The sequence below is a fragment of the Microbulbifer maximicatervae (SeqCode) genome, assembly GCF_052467695.1.
In genome coordinates, this window is sequence record NZ_CP174320.1 from 4,517,068 (window position 1) to 4,544,034 (window position 26,967).

Below are 26,967 nucleotides of genomic sequence, written 5' to 3' on the forward strand. Positions count from 1 at the left end.
ACAGAATGCAAAATTGATGCGAGATCTAATTAGCCAGGAAACTTACTCGCCATCAATAACTTTCAAATCAATAAAGGAGATACAAATGATTAATTTTCGAAAATCGTATAAAATAAGCACTTTTACCGCAATTCTGTTTGTTGCATCCAACAGCGCAACTGCTGTCAATTGTGGTGATACTATTACAACCCCTACTGTACTTACAGAGAATCTTACCTGCCCGATAGACATAGATAACCAAAATGGTCTCATTGTTGAAGGTCCTTCAGGGAGTCTATATATGAATGGGTATACGCTAACATGCAATCTTGACAACCTCCCACTATTTACCGATGCAGCGGGTATTCGTATCACCGGCATGGCATCTCTTGTTACTGATGGAACGGTAAACAACTGCAATTATGGAATATTTGTAGTTGGCACTGGATTCCATACCATTTCAGATATGACAATCACTAACAGCTTAGAAGATGGCATAGATCTAAGAAGCGACAATAATACCGCCATAAAAAATCATATACAGTTCAGTGGTGAAGATGGTATCGACATGCAGGGAGATTTCAGTAGCGTTATACAGAATTATATTGAATTCAGTGACCGTGACGGCATTGAGGCCGATAATGATTTCGGTACAGTGGCTTTTAACTTCGTAACAGGCAGTCAGAGAGCTGGGATAGAGATGGAAGCCTCAGACAATAATACGATAGTACAAAATACAGTAATGAATAATGGTGATGGTATTTCCGGAGATTCTGGAGGGATTGTAATTACCAGTCAATCTTCATCTAATAACTTAATACTTGGGAATACTGCCGAGAACAATCTACCCTTCGACCTAAAGGATAGAATAGATCCAAACTGTACAGGCAGCAACCAATGGGTTGCCAATAATTTCGTAACTGCTGATCCAGCCTGTCTGGAATGAACTACCTGTATTTCGAAATCCAGCATCACCACTTATTAGAGGGGTGGTGATGCGGTTTTAAGTATTATTATTAAAGCGACACATTCTACCCAAATGAGGCAACAATCACCCACCTAACTAATCTTGAGTCAATAACAATCCTAGGAGCTAAGTGTGACCAACTGCAGCAATGGATTCAATCGCCACTTCGCAAGCTCCCAAAGGCTAAAAAATCGCGCAAAGCAGAGAGTTCCAAAATTCTCCTATGAGTACTTAATAGAGGGCTGTATGGATGATATTGGCTTATGCCGCAATCGCCAAGCATTTGCCTCCGTAAAATTCACTCCCCAATATATCCGTCCAAACTCTACTCCGAATTTAAACTGTGAGCTTCTTGGGAAGTTATACAGTGCTCCATTTGGCATAGCCCCCATAGGGCTACAGGGGCTTATGTGGCCAAATGCACCTGTCATACTCGCTAAAGCTGCATACGAGCACAATATCCCATTCATTCTCAGCACTGTATCCTCAGAAGCACTAGAGCGAATTTCTGAAGTCTCACAGGGAACAGCCTGGTACCAACTCTACAACCCAACAGACCCAGCCATTCTTTCTGACCTGTTATCCCGACTAACCTCTGCCCAATATCAACATTTAGTCATTACCATTGATGTTCCTACATTTGGCTTACGCCCCAGAGACTTCCACAACGGGTTGGCAATGCCACCGAAGTTGAATGTAAAAAACATCTGGCAAGCGATACTCAGGCCAAATTGGAGCCTATCTACATTGCGATACGGTCTCCCTAAATTTAAAAATCTAGAGCCTTACATTGATACCGATAACAAAAAACTTGAACTAACCGAGTTTATGAACACCACAACTATGGGCCCACTGGATTTTGACAGTGTAAAACGCATAAGAGATCTATGGCCCCATAAACTTATTATTAAAGGGATAATGAGTGAACCCGATCTTCAACAAGCGATTAAACTCGGGGCAGATGGAGTCATTTTATCCAATCACGGTGCACGGCAACTTGATTTAGGCGAAGCGACTCTCCCCTTACTGGGACGGTTTTCCAGCTATCAGGATAGGATTTCCTTGGCTATCGATAGTGGAATCAGATCCGGTGTGGATATCGCAAGTGCTTGTGGCCTAGGGGCAAACTTTTGCTTTCTGGGAAGATTTTTTATGTATAGCGTCTGTGCCCTTGGCAATGAAGGAGCCAATCATGCAATTTACCTACTTAAAGCTCAGTTAACTCAGGTTATGCAGAAAATCGGAGCTACTAATCTTGAAGGCATTTGCGGCAAGGTAGAACTAACCAACAGATGAAAAGCTCAGGCAGTTCATCCCGCCGAGTCGTGTAAGCCGGAGGCTTATACTATTGCCGCATTTTCCTATTCTTTTGGATACCCATCCCCCTAGAAATAGTAATCTTCGGCTAAAACATTGGTCAATTCAATCAATGGTTTGCATGATTTTACTGGCCTTAAATGGCTGTCCCAAACAAAACATATCACCTTGCCCAAATGAACAGGGAGTTAACTCCACCAACCCCACTCCAGCTTTAAAGAATCGACAAGCCTGTCGAAATAGCCCCGACACAGCCCTCTTTACCTGTTGCACTATGAGCCGGGTGTCATCAGTTGGGTATGGGAGTCGTACTACAGTACTACAGTACTACAGCGGTAATTGTTGGATTCGTGAGGTGACGCATGCAGGAGAAAATAGCAACTCCATGCTTCCGCAGTAGGTGCTCAATTTTGAAGAAAGGTTGTAATTCGGGAATACCAAGCGATTTGGCCTCAACTGAGCAGGCCACCGCCCAAGTCCGTACGAAATATTTGTTCACAGCTGGCATAGCAGCTGTTGTAATCAACCAAGGCCAACATTAGCAGGGGCGATGGTACAAGGATAGAGGCCTTTACTACCCCCTCAACAATCAACTCCTGGCCATCCCCAATAGGAATTGGTTCATATTAATCGTTTGCTAATAACAGCCTGCCCTTATGACAATCGAGCACCTTACAGGTTATCTGCCCAACTTAAGCGACCACAACAACATCCTCATGAACAGGCGTAAGAGACCGATCTACTACCAGAAGGTCACGATCAAAAATCCCAAGATTCTGCATAGAATCACCACAAGCTCTGGCCGGGAACGTGGCAGCTGGACTCGTGATCAAGTGCTGGTCCAAGCTCAACGCAGCCTCTGCATGCTCATCTGCTGGCGAGAGAAAGCCGCAGGCAACACTACGACTGAATAAAGAAAGGAACTTCATATCCGATACTGCAATACTATATAAATACAAACTATTGTTTAGCCCCAATATTGACAACTAGTACATGTGACTTCAAAGCCACGCACCGTTTCCTAGTCTACATAAGCCCCCATTTACACCAAAGAAGTGATAATCACCCCACCCTATCCAGTGCAAAGCACATACATCAATCTACGCTCTGCTTTTCGATCCTTTTGTGTACCAAAAAACGACCGAAATATAAATAGACAATCCCCTCTATTTGCAGCACCCAAATCAACTTTAGATATCAGATACATAGAAAACCGGATAAAAACAAAGGGATATTTCAAAAAAATATCCGATGGTGCATAACACAACTTATACAGCATCGTGATACTGGACTAAGCCTACTTAAAATGTACGTAACAATTTTTTCCAAGCAACTCAGCATTGCGGAATTTTCGGAGTATACTAATGGGCGAAACAAACAACGGCAAAGTGAACACCAATGCAAGATCAAGATCTGCAATCTATCGCAAACCAACTTTCATGCCCTGAGGGGGATGCTGGTATCGATATAGGCAATAAAATGAATATTCTCAACCAGATTATTACTAGTCAAACCATTGAGAAGTTGTCTCCCCAAAAAGGTGAGTCAATTATCGAGATAGGACCAGGCAACGGATCTCTGTCACTACCAATATTGGAAAACTTAGGTCGTAACGGACACTATCTGGGTATTGAAATGTCGGAAATTATGGCAGAAGAACTTCAGAAAAATTTGGCAGGAAATCATTGTACCACTAAAGTAGTTTATGGTGACTGCTTGGAGGTCCAACTTAAAAATGAAAGCATTGATGGTGTTATTGGGGTTAATCTACTCTACTTCATTAAAGATCTGTCAATTTTTTTCAAGCATATTTTCAAATGGCTTAAACCTGGAGGCCGAGTGGCATTTGGAATTCGATCTGATAAGTCGCTTAAACAATTACCCTTTACTCAGTTCAAATTTCACATACGCACTACAGCCGAAATCAAATTTCTTATGAAAGATGCGGGGTTTAACGCTGTTGAGTCCTCTTTTTTTGATAAGGAAATGGTTCCTTTTGGAGATACTATGATCCAAGCAGACTCAGTGATAATTACAGGGAAGAAATATTAATTACTCATTTACCTGACCTGGAGAAATCCATCCAGGATAGAGAAAACCCCACACTTACCTCATCTCGACAACAATTTTGCAGAACCTCCACGTCAGATAAATAGCAACCCATCACCATGAACAAATGTGAGCGCCCTATTAGAATCCGGAAAAAAACTATTACCCCCTACTTAACATGGAATTTTCTAACATGGATATACTGCAGATAGAGAAATCAACATCGTATTGAATTAAATGACACAAGAACCTAATGAACACCCCTGGGCCGGTCCCTCTATTTTCCATCACATATGATATCAATATAGCGTCTCAAAAATACTATTATAAATGCCCTAAAATTTCTCCACCAGATTTCTCCAATTGGTACAAACACCCAGCAAAAGCCAGGTTTTGCTGGAAAAATAAATATAAAGATGTATATTCTCTCAAGAAATAAAACCAACAACCAGAAGTGATAATAGTTCTCATGAATTCAAGCCAGCATTCGGCGATGACGCCTGCAATAGATAGCCTCACCATCCCCAACATGAAAAACTCACAGCAAGTTTTATACCGCCGCATGCATTGCTTTAAAGCTAGAACATCTATTGGCAGCCCCTACAAATAAACAAAACTAAAAATCCGCCAATTACGAATCTATTCAACCAAGAAAATCCATGGAAGTGATATGCACAAAATTTATATTTCTCTGATTGCTGGTTTAATTGCCGCAACAACTTACCTATATACAAAAAACTCTACAGACGATGCTAATAAACAGTCTTCCCAGACTACGATAACAGGGAACAAAGAAAATAATAATCTAGGACTTGAAAGATCAAAACAGAATCATACCAAACTGGAAGAATATACCCTTACTGGAAGTACAGAAGATGTAGACCTGCCCCAATCAAGCAACGAAGACTCTGAGGCAGTAGCAGAGAGTGTGCTGTGTGCAGATAAAATACAAAACCACTCATGCAATATAAGGCTGGATATTGACTTAGCTGAAATATTAATCGATGGGAATCTAAATGCGGCAAAATCCGAAGGAATTGGGCTCGTCATCAATAGTAAAAACTATAAAGATATAATGAGCACAATCCCCAAACTGCTATCAGAAAATTTAATGAAATCTGAGGATTTCAATCAACTAGCCAGATCCACTACCGCAAACCTCAACATCGAAGTAGAGAGCATTTTTTCATGCAATACAAAATTATGCGCAGCTGAACACCGCGTAAAAAACGATCAAGACTGGAAGATCTTCGAAGCCAACTTCTTTACGGGTGACTCTGCTGGGAATCTGTTTGTTTCCTATGATCCAAATGATCCAAATATCAGAAGATCCATATTGGTTTTTGGAGAAGGCGCACCTGTAATCTTGAAAAAACAATAAGCCTCATAAAGAATACCCCTTGCCGACAATTACGCGGCAAGGCGGTGTTAGCAGCTTTGAAGTGTATTGAGTTATAACCATGGCAATAATATATAGGGACTATACCTAGCTTAGGCTCAGAAGAGTTTGTCAACCAGTGAAACCTCTTCCAGTTAATTCACCAAGATTAATTAGCTAAGCCTGAAAAAGGTATATTTCACTGTATTTGCCACACCTAAAGTAATCTCCCCAAGCTAGCACTTACGACATATTATCTTTTGGCGCCAACCTGCCTCTCTGATAAATCAGTGACATACTCGTACATTTGCATAACAACTTCAGGGCAAAACCCAGCTAAACGACAACCTTGAGTTTCAGCCAGCACTCCAACTATGCGATACTTCCGCCCCAAAAGAAGTGAAAAGAAAACAGGGAAGACCCATGACTAAATTCACACTAACTCTGGTAGCGGTTTTATTGGCTGGCTGTAGTTCAGTCACTCAGCTCTCGGAAAAAACGGCAGGGGAAATCAGACAGGCGGTATCTATACAAGCTAGTGGGGAAAATTCTGGTACTCAGTTCTCAGGGCCGAAATTACAGGCCACTACTGATGGCTCTGACCTGAACCTCTACTACTACAACCTCCGCGCATTTGAACCCGCTGCTAACGAACCAACGAAGTACCATCTACAGATCCATATCACCTATCGCAAGGCGTGGCGTCACTATGAGTCTGCGGAGTTAAATGGCGGACAACCAGTAGAGACGGCCCCTATTAACAAAAATGTCCTTCAATGCGTAAGTGGTAATGAATGTATGCTTGAAGAGATTCTGGATATTGCTCTCACTGAGGAACAAATACAGGCTTCGGTGCGCAATCGAGATAAACTCAAACTTAAACTGAGAGCAAGATCCGGGCACAGCTCTACCATTGAGGTTCCAGCAACCTACTTGCTTGGTTTTTACGCTGCGGTTGCCAATTACGAGGGGTGACTACCCCTCTCCGTAGGCAATAAATGTTGACTAAGTGCTCTTTTGTGGGGTCTGAGAGCTTCCTGCCTGGCAATATGCCTGTGCAGTCTCCGCCAGACCTTCACCTAAGGCCACCGGGGGGGTCCAGTCAAGCAACTCTTTGGTTTTAGTGATATCCACTTGTAGTGAACCGCACAAGCGCTCGGCAACTGCCCCCATTCCTATTAGCTTCAGCCCACTGGTGAGTACGAATTGGGGAAGAGGCAATAGTCGAGCATCACATCCCATGGCATGGGATAAACCACGCAACAAATCTGTTACCGATACATCCATATCATCGGATACCAGAAATACCTGGTTTGCCGCATTGGGATGAGAAATACAAACGCGGATCAGGTCGATCAAATTGCCGATAGATACCAAGCTTCGGCGATTATGAATAGCCCCTAGTGGCAGCGGGATCCCCTTGGTAAGCCAACGCATCATCGCTTGGAAGTTCGCCTTGACCCCAGGCCCATAGACCAGAGGTGGTCGGATAATAACAACTTCCATCTCCGTAGACTCAGCCAGCTCAAGCAGTGCGTCTTCGGCCTCCTTCTTTGAAATCCCATAGGGATCCGTAGGATCACATTGTTCATCCGCATTAAATGGTAAGCGGTTGTCGGTTGACTCCCCGTTAACCTTAATAGAACTAAGATAAATAAAACGTCTAGCACCGGATGAAGCCGCCTGCTGTGCCAGCTTGATAGTGCCTCCAACATTCACCCGACGGAATTCCTCCAGAGGGTTAGCGGAGGTCTCCTCCATTACATGGACGCGCGCAGCGGTGTGAATGACTGTATCTATATCGACAAGCGCCTGTGCCCAATCCGTATTGCTTGACAGGTCACCGATCTGAAAGCCACCCTCAACATCGCGGCGATACACCGGCAAAACCTGGTAACCGTCTTTGCGAAGCTGCGGCAAGAGTGCGGTTCCCACAAAGCCACTAGCGCCGGTTAGTAATATACGTCCTTTCAATGGGGGCCTATTTCTCAGCTGTAGAATTCACGTTAGTTTACACGGACCACTTTTTCGACACACCTTTATCTCGTCAACTACATAGTGAGCATGACAAACTATCCAAGCATCGCTGGCTATTAGAACTCTATTCAATACCACAAAGGCGTTCTTTGTCAGTAATAGCATTTTTAAGCCGAGCCCGGACATTCTTCAGGGCTCTCCCATGTGGAGCTTGAGTATCCGGCCTGCCCCAGCGGGCTTCCCAAGCCTCCCTGGCTTGTAAACAGGCTTTCGCTTGCTTGTACTTCCAATTCGCCTCCTCGCAAAGAGACAACCCTTTAGGTGACTGCCGATCGCAAATCTGGTGGTATTTTTTATGGGCTATCTTCTCCTGAAAGTTCTTGGCAGTAGCACCTTCAAAGTGGCGGATCGGTGGTGTTTGGATTTTTCTATCCGGGCGCACCTGCTTATCCATAGTACTATCCAGATGGAGCATTCGAAAAAATGTAACTCCCAATAGCTCCTCATTAGCATATTGATCATCATTGGAGCTGGTTAATAGCCCTGGAGGATGGGGAGTTGCAAGAACAAGAAGTGGCACAGCCAGCATGAAAAGTAGCAACGTCAACAGCAACAAGAGTGGCCGCCCAGTCAAAATCTGTGTTGGCATTGAAGTCTGGAGCCTCCCTAAATAATCTACCTACGGCTGTGAATTCCGTACTGTGAAGGCCAAATGAACAACACACAGAAGTTTAGTGAACCACCTTATCACTCCCAAATAGCCTGAAGCTCAGGCACTAGCTGTGAACTACTGTACCCAATAAGTCAACACAACAGGCAAAATAAAAATGCTCATAATAGTTGAGAGGAAAATAATACCGGATATCTTCGGGGTATCTTGGGGGCGATAAATAGATATCCAGAGGTAAGTACTAACAGCGCATGGCATCAGGGATTGCAGAATTAGCACCCCTCGCATAGCACCAGTAAAGTTAAACAAGTTTGTCAAAATAAGCGCGACGGCACCACCGAGAATTATATGCCCAATAGCAAAGACCAATCCAATCTTAGTATCACCCAGCTTAATTTGGGCCAAGCTATGTCCGAGGGTCAACAGCATTAGAGGAATTGCCATACCGCCCAAGATATTAAGAGAGGACATGACAGGCTTTGGTAAGCTAATATTGAAGATCAATGCGACTATAGAAAAAGCCACACTGTAAATGGCTGGGCTAAGCATAATTTCCTTGGCAGACCAACTACCCGAAGTTACTCCAGGAGCAACCACAAAGAAGAAAATCATTCCCACAACAACAAAAGCAATTCCGTATAGAACTCCCGCATGCCCAAATGCTAAGGCACATACTGCGAGCCCGATATTGCCTACATTATTCATACTAAGACAAGAAAAATAAGTACGTATATTTTTCCTAAATAAAGATAAGAGCAGAAAGGTTAGCACCGACATCAACGAATACATAAGAAAGGCTGCCAGCAGCATCCACAGGAACTTACCCAATACTATCTTCTGACCCAGCATTTGATCCAATATCAGCGCAGGATATCCAATATGGGCCATTAATTTGGATACCATTTTAGAATTTAATTCTTGCCTACCTGCCGCGAAGAGGTATCCAATGAGAACGCAGATAAATACGGGAATAACAACTTCAAATACGTTCTCAAATAGGGTTGTCATCGAACGTTAAACTCCCACTGCCCTACTTTTCAGTACAGTGCAACAAGTATCCTTTTAATGTGCTAATAGCATTAGCCCACCAGAACGCACCCACAGAAGTACGCTGGTGAAATTGCGATGTTCTGACGACCTTCTAGATGAAAAACCCTAATTATATATATCTATAAATTCAGCTGTAATTCTCTGAGGTTTAGAGTCGGAGTTATCCATATTTCAGCATCAAAGGCAGCAAAAAATTTTTCATTATAGGTCATCAGCTGATCTTGACAGTTCTCTTCAAAAATAAAAATTGCTGCACGCTTTCCTTGCTCCAAAAAGAAGTAGGAAGCCTCAGGATTGGCTGAGGCGATAAAATCATTCATCGCCACAGACATACTATCATCAGCAATGGACTTGTTGCCGGCCTTTGCCGGTATCAGGATTTTCATTAATAAGCGCATTTTGATCCTAGCAGTTGTCGAGGTTGCAGGATCAAAACATAGTCTTTTCACTGTCCAGCTGCGCTGTATTAAGCGACAATTCTCGGAGTATATCAGTGGTAATTTACAACCGATATTCAGTAAGTAGCCATTTCCTTCTTGCCAATAGTATTACTACCTGAAGGCGTCATCGAATCTCTACAACATTCCCCAGGGAAGGGAAAACATGACTTAGGTAGTCACCAAGTCACTGGGATCGCTCCCTTTCTTTGGCTTACGCTCAGTCCACTTAATCCATTTTAAGTCCTCTACCATAGTTGTATAGATGACCGGCACCAAAAATAGTGTTCCAAAAGTGGCCAAGATAAGGCCGCCAATTTGCGCAAAACATAATGGCCGCCAGAGGGGGCCTCCGTGAATAGCTAAGGGAATCAAGGCGAAGGTAGTCGCCGCAATAGTGATTAAAATGGGGCGCAGTCTAAGAATACCTGCATCAAGTAATGCCTGACGAAGCGAATCTCCTGCAGTATGACGCATCTCAATAAAATCAAATAGGACAATAATATGACTGACAATGACGCCTATTAGACTCACTATCCCTAAAAACGCCATAAATCCAAATGGCTGACCAGATATAAACAACGCTACTAGTGCACCCACCATACCTAATGGAACCGTGGCGAACACTACCAGAGGCTTTATCAAACTACTAAATTGGAATACCAAAGCAAGGTATATTGCACTGGAGGAAACAGCCATGATCATTAGTAATTGCAAGAATCCATGACGAGTACTGGCTGCATCTCCAGATATCTGCAATTGATATCCAGCAGGCAAAGAATTTGAGAGTTCTTTTAACTCTTTTTGAACACCAGACATAATATCTGATGAAATGAACCCGGAATATGGAAATGCATAAACAGTAATCGTTCGAAACTTTTCCAATCTATATATTCTTTCTGTCGAAAAGAGAATGGAAGTGGTTGCCACTTGTCGCAATGGAATATGAATATCGCTATCAGATGCGAATACATATAGATTATTGACATCCTCCAACTGTCCACGTTCCGCCAATCGAAGCTGAGCAACAATAGGTATTTCCTTATCTCCCTGACGCAAGGTATCCACTGTAGACCCAGTAAAACCTGAAGACGATGCCAGAGCGATATCAGCATTGGTTACGCCCGACATCTCAGCTCGATCTTCTAGCACATTCATATTCATTACTAGACTTTTTCCTGCCCAATCAGCGCGAACCACGCGAGCATAGGGAGACTTCTCAATAATTTCTTTAACTTTTTCAGCATATTCTCGCAGAAGTGCTATATCCTTCTCCTCCTCCAAAGACCCAACAGCAACTCGCCCAGAAACTCTTATCTCAACAGGGTGATCAACTGTACTTGTTTGTAGCTGGCGAACATCTAACTCCGCTCCAGGAATTCGTTCAGAAAGAGCAGCCTGGATAATTGGAACCAGAATAGGTGTCAGATACTTATCACTTAATCGAACGATAATCTGCCCATAATTGGATTGCTTTTGTTGAGGATTGGAGGTGTACCAAAAACGTGGCGCTCCACCACCTAAAGTGCTGCTAATCCCCTCCAATATGGGTCCGTCACTATTTTTTACATGCTCCCGCTGATAATCTTCGATAGTTTCTCTAATAATTTCCTCTGCGACCTTTGCTACATTATCCGTTGCATCAATACTCGCATCATTTTGCAACCAGATATCAACATAAAATAAATACTGAACATCAGCGGGAAAGAATGCATTCCTCAACTGGCTTTTTATAACAACACCCAATACAAGGATGCCTAAAGCAATTAATATAACAATCTTTCTGTTACTAATAGCCCAATCTGCTGTTCGGTAGTAGTGCCCGGTCAGCCCCTCTTTCCGCCGCACCTCCAAACTGCGCTCCGTTTGATCCGGCGGGCGTAATAACGTATTCCCAAGAAAAGGGATAAATGTCATGGAAACAATGCGGGATGCAACCAAAGCACAAACCATCACAACAGGAAGACTATGTAGAAAATCCCCCTGGTTACCCGTTAGCAATAAAAACGGCAAATACGCAACAATATTTGTCAATGTCGCAAAAAAAATCGCCTTAGCCAGCAAAGTTGGGCCCAACCAAGCAGCAATAATTGAGGGTTTACCGGATGCCATTTGTCGTTTAATCGCGTCACTCGCCACTACTGGATCATCTACCAAAAGGCCCAGAGCTATTATCAACGCAGCAATTGACACCTGTTGAATATCTATCCCCAGCAGCTGCATAAATCCAAAGGTCATTGTCAGTGTTACTGGTATAGATATCATTAACAGTACAGCAGATCTCCAATCTGAAAACCCGATAAATGCAATTATCACAACTAAAATAATCGCCTCTATCAAAGCTTCTAGAAAGAGGCTTACACTCTCTCGCACTTGACGCGGCTGATCAGAAACTCTTTCAATAATAAGGTCTTTTGGTAAATCAACCTTAACCTTTTCCAAGACTGTGCTAACATTGCGACCAAGCTCTCCTATTTGTTTGCCATCCAGCATCTGCACAGAGAGGTTAATGCTGCGACTACGCTGCCAGTCTCCATTTTCATCTTTATTTACGTAGTAATTTAACAGGGGCGGTGGTGCTTGATACCCCATAATAATATCGACAATTCCTCGCAAATATACCGGCGTTCCTGTATCACTCAAAGCTACCGGGACATTGGCAATTTCTTCATGGTTATTAAATTCACCACTGGGCATAATCGCGATACCCAGATCATCCGAAATAATGGTGCCGCCGGGAATAGTTGTATTGCGGGCATTGAGAACAGGGGCAATCATATCCGGTCGCAGCCCATAGGAGGCCAACCTCTCCTGCGAATACAGAAGTTTCACTTCCTGAGTCAGCACACCAGTTCTTAACACCCTTTTCACTTCAGGAATGGCTCTTATATTTGCTGCAATAAGATCAGAGAAATCATCAAGTTGACGATAGCTATATTTCGCACCTGCCACTTTCATTAAGTTGTCACGAGTATTGGCTAGGTTACGAACTACGAAAGGGTCCCAAGCATCGGGAAAAAAGCGCTGGGCACTTAGCCTATCGGATAGGTAGAGCTTGGTAGCCGCTAGTATTTCACTGTTACTTTTATCAGATAAAAAATCCACCCCAAGGTAGCCAGCCCCATTTAATACTTCAAAATTCGTTCCGTATCCTTGGGCCTCCAGCCAGTTAGCAAAAATCCATAGGCCTGTAGCAGAGTACGTATCTGCTAAAGACAAAGGAAGGGCAACAACAATGCTCACCCGTCCCTTACTATTTGACTCTTGCCCTCGAACCTCTGAAATACCTTCCCTAATATCCTCCGCACGTAATGTAATTTCAGTTGGCCCTGCACGGGGACTAGCAACACTGAGTAATATAGCTGCAGTATCACCAAACTCCGAGTTCAGAGAAATTTTGCTAGCTCCAGATGGCAATTGCTGCTGAGCATCAATCAGCTTCAGATTAAGATCATTAAATGCTTTGGTAACATCGGTTTTCGGTGCCAACTGCGCTTGTACGATAGAGATACCATTTAATGTGAGGGACTTTATTGCAAAGGTCCTTGAGTCTGGCTCGTGAAGATATTCACTCTGCGCTATCGCCTCTTCAACTTTTCGAGTTACCAATTCTTCAACTCTTACTGCAGATTGTCCACGCCAATGAGTTGTTGCTACAGCAATACGCACAGGAATATCTGGATCTTTGCTTTTCGGCATAAAGAGATATGCAACTACCCCCCATATCAGGATAGTAACCAGTAATGCAGCGGAAATACTTGGGTTGTCTACAAAAAAGCGGGCAGTATTGAAGCGGTGGTGACTTTCCGCCTCAATAATTTCCGCCTGTCTTTTTTCTTCCTGATCTGCCATTCCCTAGCCCTCAAGGCACGACAATTATGGCTTCCCCATCTCTGAGCTGGGCAGCACCGGTTGATACAACCTCCTCACCTTCGGTTAACCCTTGGATAATGACAATATCATTGCCAACTACTTGCCCCGGGAGAACTTTTCTTAGTTTCGCGCGCAAGACCTTCCCATCATTTTCCAGTACAAATACAGCGAACCCTTCAGATTTACCAGGATGGGCCACTAAACATGAGAGCGGTATAACGACCCTATCTGGAGGTATCGGTATTTTATCCAAGGCCAAAGACATAATCATTCCTACCCGTAATTGCGCCTTAGGGTTGTCAACGGTAACCGTAATCGCAAATACTCTGGTGCGGGGGTCAGCCATGGGCGAAACTTCAGTGATCATGCCCTTGAATGTAAGGTCTGGCAGAGACTCTGTGCGCAATGACACCACACTTCCCAGAGGCGCAAAACTCAACACGATGTCCGGTACGGAAAATACAACCTTAACTCGGGAGATGTCGGCCACAACGAAACCAACCGACTGCGAATGAACCAAAGTCCCCACTTCAATATTGCGCTGCAGGATAATTCCGGTAAGCGGGGAGCGCAGTACCGTATCTTGCAACTCTTCCTCTGCCCGATCTAAGTGGGCCTTGCTGCCAACCACCGAAGCCTGCGCAATTTCATACTCTTCCCTAGCTGAATCATAATCAGGAGCGGTAATACTGGCAGTGGCAAAAAGCGCAGTTGCCCGTTTGTAATTGAGATCAGCTTTACGCCGTTCTGCCTCCGCTTTACTCACATTCGCAGCGGCCTCTACCACGCGATCTCTATATTGCTCGTCATCAATCTTAGCCAGTACTTCATGGCGTTTAACGTAGTCCCCTCCTTGCAGCAAACGCGTCTGCCCGAGCGCCTTTCGAGAGGGAATTACACGCACATAACCTTCTGTACGAAATGCCACATCAACTTGCGTATAAGGATTGACGACTGCGGAGTAAGGATAACCAGCTGCTGCGTCTTGCGAGCGGGCAACAAAAACTTCCACCGGTGTGGGCTTTCTCTCCGGTGGTTGGCGGTGGCAACCACCGACGACCACTAATATAGCGATAATATAGAGGCTGATAATGCGCATTTATCACACCTCCCCCACCGACCTTTCATATTCCGCCAGGGACCCCCAAACAGACAGTATCGCGCGGTTGTAGTCGCTATTCGCACGAAAAAGCTGTTTTTCCGCCTCCAGGACATCACTCAGAACAGCAGCTTGTTCGCGGTAACGATTTGTCATTACCCGTACTTTCTCCCTATAGGCCGCTTGTAATTCCCGCGCAACGCCCACAGACTCTTGAGAAGTGCGCAAGCGACGCAAGCTTTCACGAACCTCTATTTCTATTCGATTTCGAACCTCTTCAGACTTTTTTTCCGCTTCGAGAATTTTATTGGCACGACTGGAAAGTTCATCCCGTTTCCGCCCCCAATCAAAAAATTCCCAGCGCATCTCCAGGGCAATGAAAGCTTCAGCATCGGGTATTAAACTGACGTCATAAAGCTTTAGGTATTCAATATTAAAATCAACTTCGGGGATATACTCGGACTTCTTCACATCGTAACTATATTCAGCCCGCTCAATCGACAGCTCTGATTCAGCGAGATCTGGACGCTGCTCAAAGGCAAGTCCTAAAGAGGTTTCGACATCGAACGCTAAATGATGTGGGTTTGGTAGACTCTGAATATTGAAGGGCGTTTCAACATCCCGGGCCATCAACGCATTGAGACGCTCCTTCGCTGTCGCCATCTCATCGATAAGGCGCTGGCGCTCCAACCTGCGCTGGGCCAGGCGTGCTCGCACATCCAAAAGTTCATATTCAAGGGCAACTTGTTGTGCAACATAATTCCCTACAAGTTCACTCAAAGAAGTCAGGAAGATAATGGCTTCATCCACGGCCTGTAAATCACCAAGGATTCTGCCAATTTCAAAATACTGGATCTTGGTGAGGTAGCCTATATCCTGCTGCACCAAGCGAACCTTTTCCTCCGCCATTTCAGTGACAACATACCCCTCACAAATCTCTAGCTCTATTGTATATAGCTGTGTGATAGGTTGGGTCGCGCTGACAGAGAAGGTCTTGGTCACACCTTCCTCTGATGTGATCTCTATATCCCTAGGAGGGATAGGGCCTATCGGAGAATTCTGCACAAAAACGCCACGATCAAAGGTGTACCTCTGGCGTGTTAAGTTATCGATTATCCCTGCATTCATTTCCAGCCGGGGATAGCGCTTTGTTTTTAATGCCTCGACGTCATCCCAAACCTCATTAACTTCAAGCGCAGCCGCCTGAACCCGTAAATTAGCTGTCACTGCCAAATCGACGGCATCTTCCAGGGTCAAAACAGGCTCGCTGGCATAGCTCCAGGCTCCGCCGCCAGTCAGCAGTATTGCGAGCGCGCACTCGAACAACGGCCACCTCTATTTCCAGCAACAATTTAAATCTGCTCACTGCGCAAATAAATTTAGGATCGAGTAAGTATATCTGTTGACAGCCACTGGCCGGACTGCTGGCCCCAGACTGGCGGATTCCTATTTATCCCCTTGGATAATATTCATATTTTTAATAACTTAATGAATTTATATTCCACCGACTCGCGACTAGAGATTCATTTTCGAAAACACCAGCACCTCTTAGGGCGGACAGCCCCCTCCCATCAGTTTTCCGAACAGAAACTGTGTAGACGCCATAAAGAAGCATCACCTGTCGTGATCCTTTAGCTAGGCTAGTTAATGGCGGCAATCAAAACCGTATTTCTTTGGTTCCGTGGAAAACCCTATGGCGGTGAAGTTTATTCCTCTATTGATTCTCGCGGTTTGCACTATCGCCGTGGCTGGGGTGTTGAGCTTATTGGTTTATTTTGACCTGGATGATCAGATTATTGAGCTGATGCAGTGGCTCAATGAGCAGGGCTGGCAGACAAGTTTGCTATTTATCTTAATTGTGGCCGCAGCAATCGTCTTTTTACTCCCTGGCGTCATTTTTACCATGGGGGCGGGGTTCGTATTTGGCGTTATAAAAGGAACTCTACTGGTTATTGCCGGCACCGTACTTGGGGCAACCCTCGCATTTCTTATCGCCCGCTACCTTCTTGGCGAGAAGCCCTCTCGGTGGGTTATGTCTCATATCAAGCCCGCGACTGTTGGCGAAGTGATTCGTCGCGAGGGCTGGCAAATGATCATGTTGACCCGACTGGTTCCCCTATTTCCCTTCAAGTTGTCGAACTACTTCTTTGGACTGACTCCAGTTCGACTGCGTGACTTTGTGATCGGAAATTTCCTTGGAATTATCCCCCTTACATTGCACAACGTTTACATCGGCTCCATCGCAGCAGACCTCACCTCCCTGGGCAAGGTTGAAGAGCGCACTCCCGTTCAATGGGGATTTTATATTGCCGGATTCGCCCTGGCCGTCATCGCACTAATTGGGCTCACCCGAATGGCTCGCCGAGCTTTGAAAAGAATTATTAAAGAAGAGGACCTCTGATGCCTTGGATGAAATGGCTACCCTGGCGCTTCTTCGTACGCCGCTTTGCCACCGCTCACGGTTTCCTTGATCCACTCACATTGATGGCGCATTTACAGCGCTTTGCCGAGCCTTCAGAGGTGAGTGAACCCATCGAGCTGCTACGCGCAGGGGCGGTATTTCACGCTCGAGCACTGATCAACAGCAAAGTCATACAACACAACCTGGACTGGGTGTGGCCCTACTGGATTCAGCGCCAGTTTGATCCCTATGACAAGTCGTTTATCCCCCGGGCTTTTTCCATTAGCCACTGCAATTTAAGCCACCGCAATTGGACCGCTGTAGGTATACCAGACTGCGAAGAATTGCCAATTGTCGACCCCCGAGGCCTGCTTACACCCCACTACGATGGCTGGTCTATCGATGTCTGGGTCATCAGTGATAGCGGTGAAGAGCTAATGCCTTCCACCCTCGGCTTCTGCAACCAGCACCAGGAACTGGGAGATGATATTGCAATAGTTACCGAATCCCATCGTCGGGGTCTGAAGTTGCACAATAGGGCCTCAGTGAGCCTGCTCCAAGGCCACCCCCGCAGTGTGCTTGAACTCAATGCCCAGTGCCCGGGAGGCGGCTGGTTAATGGTGGTCTTGCGCCCCTGCAATCCGGAGGGCGTCAGCTTTGTTCACAAGGTTCGCCTGGGCGATAGCGGGCGCAATTGGCTTATTGAAGACAAGTCTGCAGTGGAGTTCAGTCAACCGGTGGACAAACACCTGGCATCCAATTACAAGCGTGGCGATATCTACCTCCATCTCCGAGACAAAGAGAGCAATCGCGAGGGGCTCTGCGATATTGGCATGGCCTCCGCTGCTGCTATGTTTCGTATCGAAGACCGAAAATCCCGCAAGATTGAGGTTGCTATTCCCCTGGTCACAGAGGAGAGTAAGCAGCGCTCTCCCCTTTGCTGGGAACACGTGCTGGAAGGTCACTGCGCCTTGACCGTTCCCGACGAAAAGTTTCAGTTTCTCTACGACTCAGCAATACGCACCCTTATTCTCCATTCTCCCAAAGATGTCTACCCAGGCCCTTACACCTACAAACGGTTTTGGTTTCGGGACGCGGCATTTATGATTCAATCGCTGCTTTATGCCGGACTGACAGACCGTGCAGAAAGAGCTCTGGAGCAATTTCCCCACCGGCAAAAGCGGGATGGTTTTTTTCACTCCCAGGACGGCGAGTGGGACTCCAATGGTGAAGCCCTTTGGATCTTCAATCTCTACTGTGAATTAACCGGCAAACCCTTAAAGCAGCCGTGGTGCGAGCCTGTCGTCAGGGGTGCCAAATGGATTATCAACAAGCGCCTGCCGAATGATGGTAGCCCCTGTGGGGGCCTGCTCCCTGCGGGATTCAGTGCAGAACACCTGGGGCCCAACGACTGCTACTACTGGGACGACTTCTGGGGCGTCGCCGGTCTGCAGAGTGCCGCCAGTATTTGCACGCGCGAAGGTATGGATGACAACGCCCATCGCTTCAATACCGCGGCCAGCGACTTCCAGCGCACTATTGATCAAAGCTTGCAGGATGCACAGGACCGCCTGCGCCGCCCCGCGATGCCAGCCTCACCAAACCGGCGCCTGGATGCCGGTGCCGTAGGATCGATCGCCGCAGGCTATCCCTTGCAACTCTACCCACCAGAGGACCCGAGGCTGGTAGACCTGGCTGAATACCTGATGGAAAAGTGCTTTGTGAGCGGCGGGTTTTTCCAGGACATGATCCATTCCGGCATTAACGCCTACCTCACTCTCCACATTGCCCAGATATTGCTTCGGGCTGGAGATGCCCGCTGTATTGACCTTATGCGCAGTGTCGCAGAACTGGCATCGCCAACAGGGCAATGGCCGGAAGCCATCCACCCCCATTCTCTCGGCGGATGTATGGGGGATGGACAGCACGCCTGGGCAGCGGCTGAGTGGGTGGCGATGCAACGCAATTGCTTCGTCCGCGAAGAGCAGGACGCACTGGTTCTCATCTCCGGGCTCCCCCCCGAGTGGCTCAAAGGTACTGACTCAGATCAGCCCATCCGCTTTGGGCCCGCTCCAACCCGGTTTGGCTTAGTTACCCTGGAAATTCAACCTGGCTCCACGCCAACGGTCTCTTGGGCTGCCGATTGGCATGGGAAGCCCCCACCTATCGCCATTAAGGCCATCGGCTTCCGGCCAGTGCTGATCACCGACGAATCGCAGAGTGTGGAGTTGAGCCCCAAGTGAATATCGTGATGCTCACCAACACCTACTTACCTCACGTGGGCGGCGTTGCACACTCGGTCGCCGCGTTTAGTGAGGAATATCGCAAACGTGGGCACAAAGTACTGGTGATCGCACCTGAGTTCCCGCAAAAGTCTGACGATGAAGAACATGTACTGAGAATTCACTCCATCCAGAATTTTAATGGCACCGACTTTTCCATGGCACTGCCATTCTCAGGCGTCTTGAATGATGCGCTGGATAAATTCCGTCCGGATATCCTCCATGCCCACCACCCTTTTCTCCTGGGGCTGACTGCCCTACGTATTTCGCGAGAGCGCGAGCTACCGCTCGTTTTTACCCATCACACATTGTACGAGCACTACACCCACAACTTGATGGGAGATTCACAAGCACTCAAACGCTTTGTAATGGAAGTTGCCACCCGCTTCGCCAATAAAGCAAATCTGGTCTTAGCCCCAAGCCTGAGTGTTGTGAGACTTCTCCGGGAGCGAGGGGTACAAACTCCAATCGCGGAAGTCCCTACGGGAGTGCACCCAGAGCAATACGCCCATGGAGAAGGCAATAAGCTCAGGAAAAAACTGAAAATACCCGCATCAGCATTTTTGTTGGGACACCTGGGCCGCTTTGGGAAGGAAAAAAACCTGGTTTTTCTTTGTCAGGCCGTCGCCAAATTTTTACAGGAATATCCATCCGCACACTTTCTTCTCGCTGGCAGCGGCCCACTGGAAGATCAGCTCCAGCAGTTTTTTACCGACAAAAAATTAATGCAACGTGTACATATGCCAGGGAAAGTCATTGGCGATGCCCGCCGGGATGTCTACAGCGCGATGGACACCTTTCTATTTACTTCCACTACTGAAACCCAAGGTCTAGTGCTGTCTGAGGCAATGGCCTCTGGAGTTCCCGTGATCGCCCTGGAAGCCAATGGATCGAGAGATATATTGAAGCAAGGTATTAACGGCTGCCTGGTAACCAAAGAATCGCTGAATGATTTTGTGGCGGCGATACGTTGGTTCCACAACCTGCCTGATGACCGCCGCCAGCAGATGATCAGGGAAGCCAGAATTACGGCCCAGGACTTTTCCATGAATAGCTGTGCCCAGCGAGCACTGGATCTCTATCAACCCCTCGTGCACTACAACTGGCCGCTTGATAACTCTATTTATGCGCGATGTATACGCACTGGAAAATTAATCACCATACAGTGGGAGATTTTCGAGGGCTTCACAGAAGCCGCAGGCGCAGCCTTGAATCAACCACCCAAGCGTTAGTCCACTAACTATGTTAAGCCGTATCGGACTATCAATCAGACGCTGGCGCCGCCGACTCAGTCGCAGCGAGTGGATTACTCGCTTACTCGGACTATCCACCAACCCAAACAGCCCCCATGCCCCAGGGCTAATTTTGATCCAGATTGACGGACTGGCCTACCCCGAACTTCTCAAAGCACTGGCCCGAGGGCGAATGCCGTTTCTGAAGCGGCTAATTAGAAAAGAACACTATCGCCTGGAGCATATGTATCCGGGAGTCCCCTCGACAACTCCTGCGGTGCAAGCCGAACTTTTTTATGGAGTGCGCCAGGCCGTACCTGCATTTGGCTTCCTCGTCCACGAAACGCAAAAACTCGGACGCATGTACGATCCTGAGGTTGCCGCCCTGGTCGAAAAAAGAATTAAGACTCAACACCGCGATCCTCTGTTGCGAGGGGGCAGCTGTTATCTCAGCCTATTTAAAGCCGGAACAAAAACCGGTGAAGCGCACTTCTGCCCCGCCGACCAGGGATGGGGCCCGGCCCTACGCGAAGCCAGCCCGATGGCAATCGCCATCCTGATTGTCACCAATATTTGGAGCCTTGTTCGCACCACTGCATTAATTTTGATTGAACTGGTTCTATCCCTGATTGATTGCGTACGCGGGATTATCGCCGGCCAAAACCTGATTAAGGAGTTGTTGTTTATCCCCACACGGGTAGGCATCACCATTCTCACTAGAGAGCTGTGCACCATGGGGGTAAAAGTTGATATCACCCGCGGCCTGCCGATTATTTATATCAACCTGCTCGGTTACGATGAGCAATCACACCGGCGCGGGCCAAAGTCAGCATTCGCGCACTGGGTGCTAAAAGGCATAGATAGTGCGATAGCCAAAATCTGGAAGGCTGCACACAGCTCCGAACGGCGGCACTACGATGTGTGGATTTTTTCAGACCACGGCCAGGAACAAACAGTGGCCTATGAAGAGGTCAACGGGCGCAGTCTTGGCGATGCCCTCTCGGAAGCTCTATCCAATTTACCTTCAGCGCCGAAGATCAAATCTACCACCATCCCCAAAAAGGTCCGTTTCGAGCGAGCTCGACTGTTCGGCAGTGAGTGGATGGACAAAAGCAGCATCGAAGAGGAATCCACGCAAGAGGGCGATAGAACGCCTACTGCCATAGCGGCCCTGGGCCCAATCGCCATGCTGTACAACATTGATCTGAACGGTACCAGCCGGGCAGATGCCGCCAAAAGGATGGTGGAGCAAGCCAAAGTGCCCCTAGTACTCTACCTGGAAGACCCATCCTCCCCCGCTTCCTCACCAGTGCATGGGTGGTGGAAAGATGGCCCCATCAAGCTTCCTGAAGACGGCCGCAAATTGATGGGGGACGAACACCCCTACCCGGTTGAAGCCTCAGAGGATATGGCCAGCCTGTGCCGGCACCCAGACTCTGGCGACTTTATGATGTACGGCTGGTGTGCCGGTATGCGGCAACCCATGACTTTCGCCATGGAAAATGGCAGTCACGGCGGCTCAGGCCCCAATGAGACCCATGCCTTCGCCCTGATGCCAGAGGATATCCAGCCCCCAGACCCCAGTCGGGGCTACTGGCGCCCGCAGGATCTGCGCTCCACAGCCCGCGCCTACCTCCGTGGCGCCCGCCCCATGAAGGTAGATAACCACAGGATGCCAAAAACTGTTTTGCGCATCATGACCTACAACGTTCACAGTTGCCGAGGGCTGGATGGCAAGCTCTCCCCACAGCGAATTGCCCGGGTAATTGCCCGCTATCGCCCGGATGTGGTGGCATTACAAGAACTGGATGTCATGCGCAAACGCACCGGAGGCCTCGACCAGGCCGAAAGACTTGCTCGTCTACTGGCAATGGACCTGCACTTCCAGCCCACTATAAATATGAAAGAGGAGCGCTACGGTGATGCGATCCTCACCCATCTCCCCGCCCGGCTCATCAAGAAAGGGATTTTGCCCGGCCCTCCCTCCGGCAAAGGGGGGCTTTTTAACCCTGCTGCAGACGAACCTCGCGGAGCTGTTTGGGTGGAAATCGAGGCCAATGGCAAACCTATCCAGATCATCAACACCCACCTGGGGCTATCCCGTGCAGAGCGGCTGCGTCAGGTAGATGCCCTTCTCGGCCCCGAATGGCTTAGCAATCCCCGCTGCACCGGAGAGCGAGTGCTGCTGGGAGACTTCAACGCGCTACCCAACTCTGCCGAGTGCAAGCGACTCGGAGGCTATCTCAGGGATGCCCAGGAACAGGCGCCCCGCCACAACCCCAAAGGGACCTTCCTCAAGGTCCGTATCGATCACATGTTCCTAAGTGCGGGACTCAATGTGAAGCGGGTACGGGTGCCCAGGACATCGCTGACCCGCCAAGCCTCAGATCACCTGCCATTGATCGTGGATATCGACCTACCCATCAAGGGTGGAAAGTAATCGATCTCGGTTTATCGAGCCCCACACTCTTCGCACCCTCCAACCCGAGCGATAACACTTGAAAAATGCCCCACAGCCCCCACAATAAGCGGAGAATATTTGAATAAATCCTTTAAAAATATAGGGTTTTTGTGAATTCATAGAGACTGGCAGACGGACGCTAAAAGGGTTTTCCCGACTTGAAGGTCCCCACTGCGAGCTATATGATTCTTCTATCACTTAATAGCAGGAGTCGCTAAATGCAACCGCAAGCTTATACTCAAACCCGCGCACTGGATCGCTCGGAATCGGCGAAGGTGTTGCGCAATACCTATGCCCTACTGGCAATGACCGTTCTCTTCAGTGCCATTACCGCCGGTATTTCCATGTCTATTGGCATGGGTCGTGGCATGAGCCTGGTCTGCTCCCTCGGAGCCCTGGCCCTCATCTGGTTCGTATTACCGCGCACAGCAAACTCCGCCGCAGGCGTTGGTGTTGTATTCGCATTTACCGGCTTGCTGGGTGCCTCCATTGGCCCATTGCTTAACCACTACCTGGGCATGGCTGGCGGCGGTCAGATCGTTATGCAAGCCCTGGGCACCACTGCCCTGATCTTCTTTGCCCTGTCTGCCTACGTACTGACTACCCGCAAAGACTTCAGCTTTATGGGCGGCTTCCTGGCCGTTGGCTTGATCGCAGTACTGGTATGTTTCCTGGGCGTTATCATCGCTGGCTTCTTCGGCATCCACATGCCGCTGTTTAGCGTGGCCCTGAGCGGCGTTGTTGCCCTGCTGATGTCTGGCTTCATCCTGTACGACACCAGCCGCATCATCAATGGTGGCGAGACCAACTACCTGATGGCAACCGCCTCCCTGTACCTGAACATCTTCAACCTGTTCACCAGCCTGCTGCACATCCTTGGATTCGCATCCTCTGACGACTAAGCATAAGCATCAGCTTTGTTGAGCAAGTCACAATGCCCCGCACCGCGGGGCATTTTACTATTTGGCCCCCTATGAAGTTTTCCCTAGCCATCTACTCAGCCCCCCACAGCACCCAGTCTTCATCCAGTGCACTCCGGTTTGCCAAAGCCCTTCTAGAGCAAGGCCACGAAATTTATCGAGTGTTTTTCTACTGCGACGGCGTGCAAAACAGCAATGCCATTGCCGCACCTCCCCAGGACGAAACTGATCTGACTTCAGAGTGGCAGGCACTGGGCCACCAGCACCAATTGGACCTGGTAGTTTGTATTGCCGCTGCCCAACGTCGCGGCGTGCTGAATCAGAGAGAGGCCGAGCGTCTGGAAAGACCCGCCGCCAACTTGGCTGAGGGTTTTGAGCTGGCTGGACTCGGCCAACTATCCGACGCTGTCGCCAACTCCGATCGCCTGATTACCTTTGGAGGCTAAGCATGAGTACTAAATCATTGGCCCTATGCCGCACCGCCCCCTACGGCAATGCCCTGGCGCGGGAAGGTATCGAAGCCGCACTGGCAGCGGCGGCGATGGAACAGGACATGGACCTGCTATTTCTCGGCGATGGGGTATTCCAATTGCTGGACCAGCAATCACCTGCGGATATCGGCCAGAAAAGCCTGCGACGCAACTTGCAGGCTCTGCCGATGTTTGGCATTGAGCAGTTTTTCGTTTGTGAGAAAAGCCTCGCTGAACGCAATATCACCCTGGAGCAGATCCAGGTTGCCGGCGTAGAAACTAAAACCGTAAAAGATACTGGCTCACTGATCGCCGCCTACCTCACCGTATTGAGCTTCTGATATGACTTTGCATATTGTCAGTAAATCCCCTTATACCAGCAGTGCCCTTAAAGAATGCCTGGGTGCTTTTGCTCAGGATGACTCGCTCCTGCTTATTGAAGATGGTGTCTATGCGCTAAGGCACGAGGCTCTGGAAACGGTGCCAAGTACCCAAATTTTCTGCCTTGAAGCAGACGCCACTGCCCGAGGCCAGCAGCAACTTGCAGCAAATATGGATAGAGTGGAAATGATCGATGATGCGCGCTGGGTACAGCTCTGTACCGAGCATCAACCCATAGTCAGCTGGTTTCGGTAACAAAAAATGAGCAACCTAGTAGTCAATGGCCAGGAAATCCCCTTGGACAAAGAGGGTTACCTGCGCAACCTCAGCGACTGGAGCCGGGACGCCGCCCTTCAGTTAGCCAATGCTGAGGGTATCGAGTTAACCGAGGAACACTGGCAAGTTATTGGGCTGTTGCAAGAATTTTACCGCGAGTTTGAACTCTCCCCCGCGATGCGCCCGCTGGTGAAATATATTGGCCAGCATCTCGGTGCAGAAAAGGGCCGCAGTATCTATTTGATGCAGCTCTTCCCCCCAAGCCCAGCAAAAATGGCCAGTAAAATTGCCGGCTTACCTAAGCCGACCAACTGCTTGTAATCCCCTCGCAACACTTGGCCAGGTAAGCTAGAAACAACCTGGCCGGCAGACCACCTAAATGGATTTTATCTAATCACCATATAAGGTCAGTGCTTATTTGCGAGTTATTTGCCTCTAAGGCTCAAATCCATATGTGCTGCAAACAACGCCCATGACTCAGGGTCCCAGCGGTTTGCTAAACCTTACCGGGCAGAGGGCTTCCATCTCCAATCTTTTGCCGATTTAACTCGGCGCACGGGGTGTCCAAATCGTGTACCCCTAAAGCTCCAACAAACTCTTATCATCCACGTTAACTGTTGCCCCACAAAGTACCAAAGCCTCACGAAAAACTTCAAGATCGCGGTGAAATCCGGTTGGGCCTTCAGCGTGGCAGCGTAGCCGATTAGCCTGCTGTTCAAATTCATAAAAAGTAGGACGACTATAGTTACACCAGTCGTCCAGCACTTTATCCATTAAAGCCAGGGAGTCTGGATTAAGAGCTTCCAACCGCTCTTCGAGGTAAGCGCCCAGCTGTCCATCACACAAACCTTTAATTAAAACTACCCAGTCTGACAATTGGGCCTGTGGAACACTGATATCAATAGCAAATTGATTATCACTCATACTCAGCAACCACTTCTTGCCAGATTTTTTTAATACTAGGGTCTACGGGGTTATTAGCAATATGACTGTACAGCTCATCTAAAAACTCAAGTTTTTTATCTTCTTTTTCACCCACCTTTTGGCCAAGTAATTGAAATCTAGCTTTTAATAGACGCTTTATGATTCTCCCGCACTTTGGTGCGGGCCCTACCCCATGAGGACCTACATCACCCACTTTATCTAAGCCGGAGAAAAAATAGGCTTGTCGATCAATGATAGGAGTATAAAAACCATCTTCAACATATAAGATTAACCCAGATAACTGCTTAGCCAATAAATCATATAGATCAATTTTTAACTCTATAATTTTCTGATTACGACCTATAGGAACCCGGCTTTTAATTACTGACTGATAGCTTTTAGGGTGAAAATAATCAAAGAATCTTAACCGTGACTCCTGATCCCAAAAAAACTCTTCATAATCACTTGTTAGACTATTGTAAAAATACCGCTTAAATACCTCAGGTTTTACCCTTTCATCCATAAAAGCAAAGTCCCAGCCCTCTGCTTCTTGCAAAGGAAAATATAAGACAATAGATCCTCCACGGGCCAACCCAAAATCTTCACATACCCCAGTTAAAAAAGCATTTTTTATTTTTAAAACCCTTTCTCGGCGATTGTCCTCTTTTAAGAATGCTTCAATGGGCTTCCAACGCTCTAAGCGCTGAGATATCCATTGAGGGTCTTTTGTAAATTCCAAATCGGGCGAAATCAACATATCTAATCCTCTGCAACGGTCACATCAGCAATTTCATCAAAGCCTAGACAGGCTAAACTACTGATCA

General features: G+C 47.5%; 25 protein-coding genes and 1 pseudogene. 14 read left to right on the forward strand and 12 right to left on the reverse strand.

Annotated features, from left to right (window positions below; genetic code table 11):
* Positions 1-42: 42 nt before the first annotated feature.
* Positions 43-252: a hypothetical protein gene (locus ACJJI8_RS19750; RefSeq protein ID WP_444933458.1), complete on the reverse strand. Its 210-nt coding sequence runs from the start codon at positions 250-252 to the stop codon at positions 43-45.
* Positions 253-280: 28 nt separating this feature from the next.
* Between ACJJI8_RS19750 and ACJJI8_RS19755 the strand changes: the two genes are divergently transcribed.
* Positions 281-925 carry a right-handed parallel beta-helix repeat-containing protein gene (locus ACJJI8_RS19755; RefSeq protein WP_444914043.1) on the forward strand — a complete coding sequence of 215 codons (645 nt, stop codon included), beginning with the start codon at positions 281-283 and terminating at the stop codon, positions 923-925.
* Positions 926-1,078: 153 nt separating this feature from the next.
* On the forward strand, positions 1,079-2,242 hold the full coding sequence (locus ACJJI8_RS19760; protein ID WP_444933459.1) for an alpha-hydroxy acid oxidase: 1,164 nt from the start codon (positions 1,079-1,081) through the stop codon (positions 2,240-2,242).
* Positions 2,243-2,368: 126 nt separating this feature from the next.
* Here the strand turns inward: ACJJI8_RS19760 and ACJJI8_RS19765 are convergent.
* Both ACJJI8_RS19765 and ACJJI8_RS19770 read right to left on the reverse strand, forming a co-directional pair.
* Positions 2,369-2,569 (reverse strand): annotated as a pseudogene (locus ACJJI8_RS19765) (UMUC domain-containing protein DNA-repair protein); the annotation flags it as partial.
* A 386-nt stretch (positions 2,570-2,955) separates the two neighbouring features.
* Positions 2,956-3,192, reverse strand: a complete 237-nt coding sequence (locus ACJJI8_RS19770) for a LexA family protein (RefSeq protein WP_444908003.1) — start codon at positions 3,190-3,192, stop codon at positions 2,956-2,958.
* A gap of 469 nt (positions 3,193-3,661) precedes the next feature.
* On the opposite strand from ACJJI8_RS19770, the gene ACJJI8_RS19775 reads away from it, so the two are divergent.
* The 3 genes from ACJJI8_RS19775 (at position 3,662) to ACJJI8_RS19785 (ending at position 6,665) form a co-directional block, all read left to right on the forward strand.
* On the forward strand, positions 3,662-4,315 hold the full coding sequence (locus ACJJI8_RS19775) for a class I SAM-dependent methyltransferase (RefSeq protein WP_444908002.1): 654 nt from the start codon (positions 3,662-3,664) through the stop codon (positions 4,313-4,315).
* Positions 4,316-4,982: 667 nt separating this feature from the next.
* Positions 4,983-5,693 carry a hypothetical protein gene (locus tag ACJJI8_RS19780; protein ID WP_444908001.1) on the forward strand — a complete coding sequence of 237 codons (711 nt, stop codon included), beginning with the start codon at positions 4,983-4,985 and terminating at the stop codon, positions 5,691-5,693.
* 420 nt (positions 5,694-6,113) lie between these two features.
* Positions 6,114-6,665 carry a hypothetical protein gene (locus ACJJI8_RS19785; RefSeq protein ID WP_444908000.1) on the forward strand — a complete coding sequence of 184 codons (552 nt, stop codon included), beginning with the start codon at positions 6,114-6,116 and terminating at the stop codon, positions 6,663-6,665.
* A 30-nt stretch (positions 6,666-6,695) separates the two neighbouring features.
* On the opposite strand, the gene ACJJI8_RS19790 is transcribed toward ACJJI8_RS19785, so the two are convergent.
* From ACJJI8_RS19790 to ACJJI8_RS19820, 7 genes are all read right to left on the reverse strand, one after another.
* On the reverse strand, positions 6,696-7,664 hold the full coding sequence (locus ACJJI8_RS19790) for a UDP-glucose 4-epimerase family protein (RefSeq protein ID WP_444933460.1): 969 nt from the start codon (positions 7,662-7,664) through the stop codon (positions 6,696-6,698).
* Between the two features lie 127 nt (positions 7,665-7,791).
* Positions 7,792-8,316 carry a hypothetical protein gene (locus tag ACJJI8_RS19795; protein ID WP_444933461.1) on the reverse strand — a complete coding sequence of 175 codons (525 nt, stop codon included), beginning with the start codon at positions 8,314-8,316 and terminating at the stop codon, positions 7,792-7,794.
* 138 nt (positions 8,317-8,454) lie between these two features.
* Positions 8,455-9,345: an AEC family transporter gene (locus tag ACJJI8_RS19800; protein ID WP_444933462.1), complete on the reverse strand. Its 891-nt coding sequence runs from the start codon at positions 9,343-9,345 to the stop codon at positions 8,455-8,457.
* Between the two features lie 161 nt (positions 9,346-9,506).
* Entirely contained in the window at positions 9,507-9,773 is a 267-nt protein-coding gene (locus tag ACJJI8_RS19805; protein WP_444933463.1) for a hypothetical protein, read from the reverse strand.
* 222 nt (positions 9,774-9,995) lie between these two features.
* Positions 9,996-13,676 (reverse strand): efflux RND transporter permease subunit, encoded by a 3,681-nt coding sequence (locus tag ACJJI8_RS19810; RefSeq protein WP_444933464.1) that lies wholly within the window; start codon positions 13,674-13,676, stop codon positions 9,996-9,998.
* Between the two features lie 10 nt (positions 13,677-13,686).
* Complete coding sequence (locus tag ACJJI8_RS19815; protein WP_444933465.1) at positions 13,687-14,796, reverse strand: efflux RND transporter periplasmic adaptor subunit; 1,110 nt, start codon at positions 14,794-14,796, stop codon at positions 13,687-13,689.
* A 3-nt stretch (positions 14,797-14,799) separates the two neighbouring features.
* Entirely contained in the window at positions 14,800-16,122 is a 1,323-nt protein-coding gene (locus tag ACJJI8_RS19820; RefSeq protein WP_444933466.1) for a TolC family protein, read from the reverse strand.
* A gap of 367 nt (positions 16,123-16,489) precedes the next feature.
* Here ACJJI8_RS19820 and ACJJI8_RS19825 point away from each other — a divergent pair, with 367 nt between their 5' ends.
* The 9 genes from ACJJI8_RS19825 to ACJJI8_RS19865 all read left to right on the forward strand — a co-directional run bounded on the left by ACJJI8_RS19825 (position 16,490) and on the right by ACJJI8_RS19865 (position 25,540).
* Positions 16,490-17,197 carry a TVP38/TMEM64 family protein gene (locus tag ACJJI8_RS19825; protein ID WP_444897631.1) on the forward strand — a complete coding sequence of 236 codons (708 nt, stop codon included), beginning with the start codon at positions 16,490-16,492 and terminating at the stop codon, positions 17,195-17,197.
* A complete protein-coding gene (locus tag ACJJI8_RS19830; protein ID WP_444933467.1) occupies positions 17,197-19,440 on the forward strand; it encodes a glucosidase family protein in 2,244 nt (747 codons plus the stop codon). The genes ACJJI8_RS19825 and ACJJI8_RS19830 overlap by 1 nt, the downstream gene beginning before the upstream one ends.
* Complete coding sequence (locus ACJJI8_RS19835; RefSeq protein ID WP_444933468.1) at positions 19,437-20,711, forward strand: glycosyltransferase; 1,275 nt, start codon at positions 19,437-19,439, stop codon at positions 20,709-20,711. The genes ACJJI8_RS19830 and ACJJI8_RS19835 overlap by 4 nt, the downstream gene beginning before the upstream one ends.
* Positions 20,712-20,721: 10 nt before the next feature.
* Positions 20,722-23,151, forward strand: a complete 2,430-nt coding sequence (locus tag ACJJI8_RS19840) for an endonuclease/exonuclease/phosphatase family protein (protein ID WP_444907991.1) — start codon at positions 20,722-20,724, stop codon at positions 23,149-23,151.
* Between the two features lie 239 nt (positions 23,152-23,390).
* Positions 23,391-24,074, forward strand: a complete 684-nt coding sequence (locus ACJJI8_RS19845) for a Bax inhibitor-1/YccA family protein (RefSeq protein ID WP_444897635.1) — start codon at positions 23,391-23,393, stop codon at positions 24,072-24,074.
* 71 nt (positions 24,075-24,145) lie between these two features.
* Positions 24,146-24,538 carry a sulfurtransferase complex subunit TusD gene (gene tusD, locus ACJJI8_RS19850; protein WP_444933469.1) on the forward strand — a complete coding sequence of 131 codons (393 nt, stop codon included), beginning with the start codon at positions 24,146-24,148 and terminating at the stop codon, positions 24,536-24,538.
* A 2-nt stretch (positions 24,539-24,540) separates the two neighbouring features.
* Positions 24,541-24,903, forward strand: a complete 363-nt coding sequence (gene tusC / locus ACJJI8_RS19855; protein ID WP_444933470.1) for a sulfurtransferase complex subunit TusC — start codon at positions 24,541-24,543, stop codon at positions 24,901-24,903.
* A 1-nt stretch (position 24,904) separates the two neighbouring features.
* Positions 24,905-25,198, forward strand: a complete 294-nt coding sequence (tusB, locus tag ACJJI8_RS19860) for a sulfurtransferase complex subunit TusB (RefSeq protein ID WP_444933471.1) — start codon at positions 24,905-24,907, stop codon at positions 25,196-25,198.
* A 6-nt stretch (positions 25,199-25,204) separates the two neighbouring features.
* On the forward strand, positions 25,205-25,540 hold the full coding sequence (locus ACJJI8_RS19865; RefSeq protein ID WP_444933472.1) for a TusE/DsrC/DsvC family sulfur relay protein: 336 nt from the start codon (positions 25,205-25,207) through the stop codon (positions 25,538-25,540).
* A gap of 258 nt (positions 25,541-25,798) precedes the next feature.
* On the opposite strand, the gene ACJJI8_RS19870 is transcribed toward ACJJI8_RS19865, so the two are convergent.
* Together ACJJI8_RS19870 and ACJJI8_RS19875 are read right to left on the reverse strand one after the other, a co-directional pair.
* Entirely contained in the window at positions 25,799-26,143 is a 345-nt protein-coding gene (locus ACJJI8_RS19870; RefSeq protein WP_444933473.1) for a hypothetical protein, read from the reverse strand.
* On the reverse strand, positions 26,136-26,900 hold the full coding sequence (locus tag ACJJI8_RS19875) for a hypothetical protein (protein ID WP_444933474.1): 765 nt from the start codon (positions 26,898-26,900) through the stop codon (positions 26,136-26,138). The genes ACJJI8_RS19870 and ACJJI8_RS19875 overlap by 8 nt, the downstream gene beginning before the upstream one ends.
* Positions 26,901-26,967: the final 67 nt, after the last annotated feature.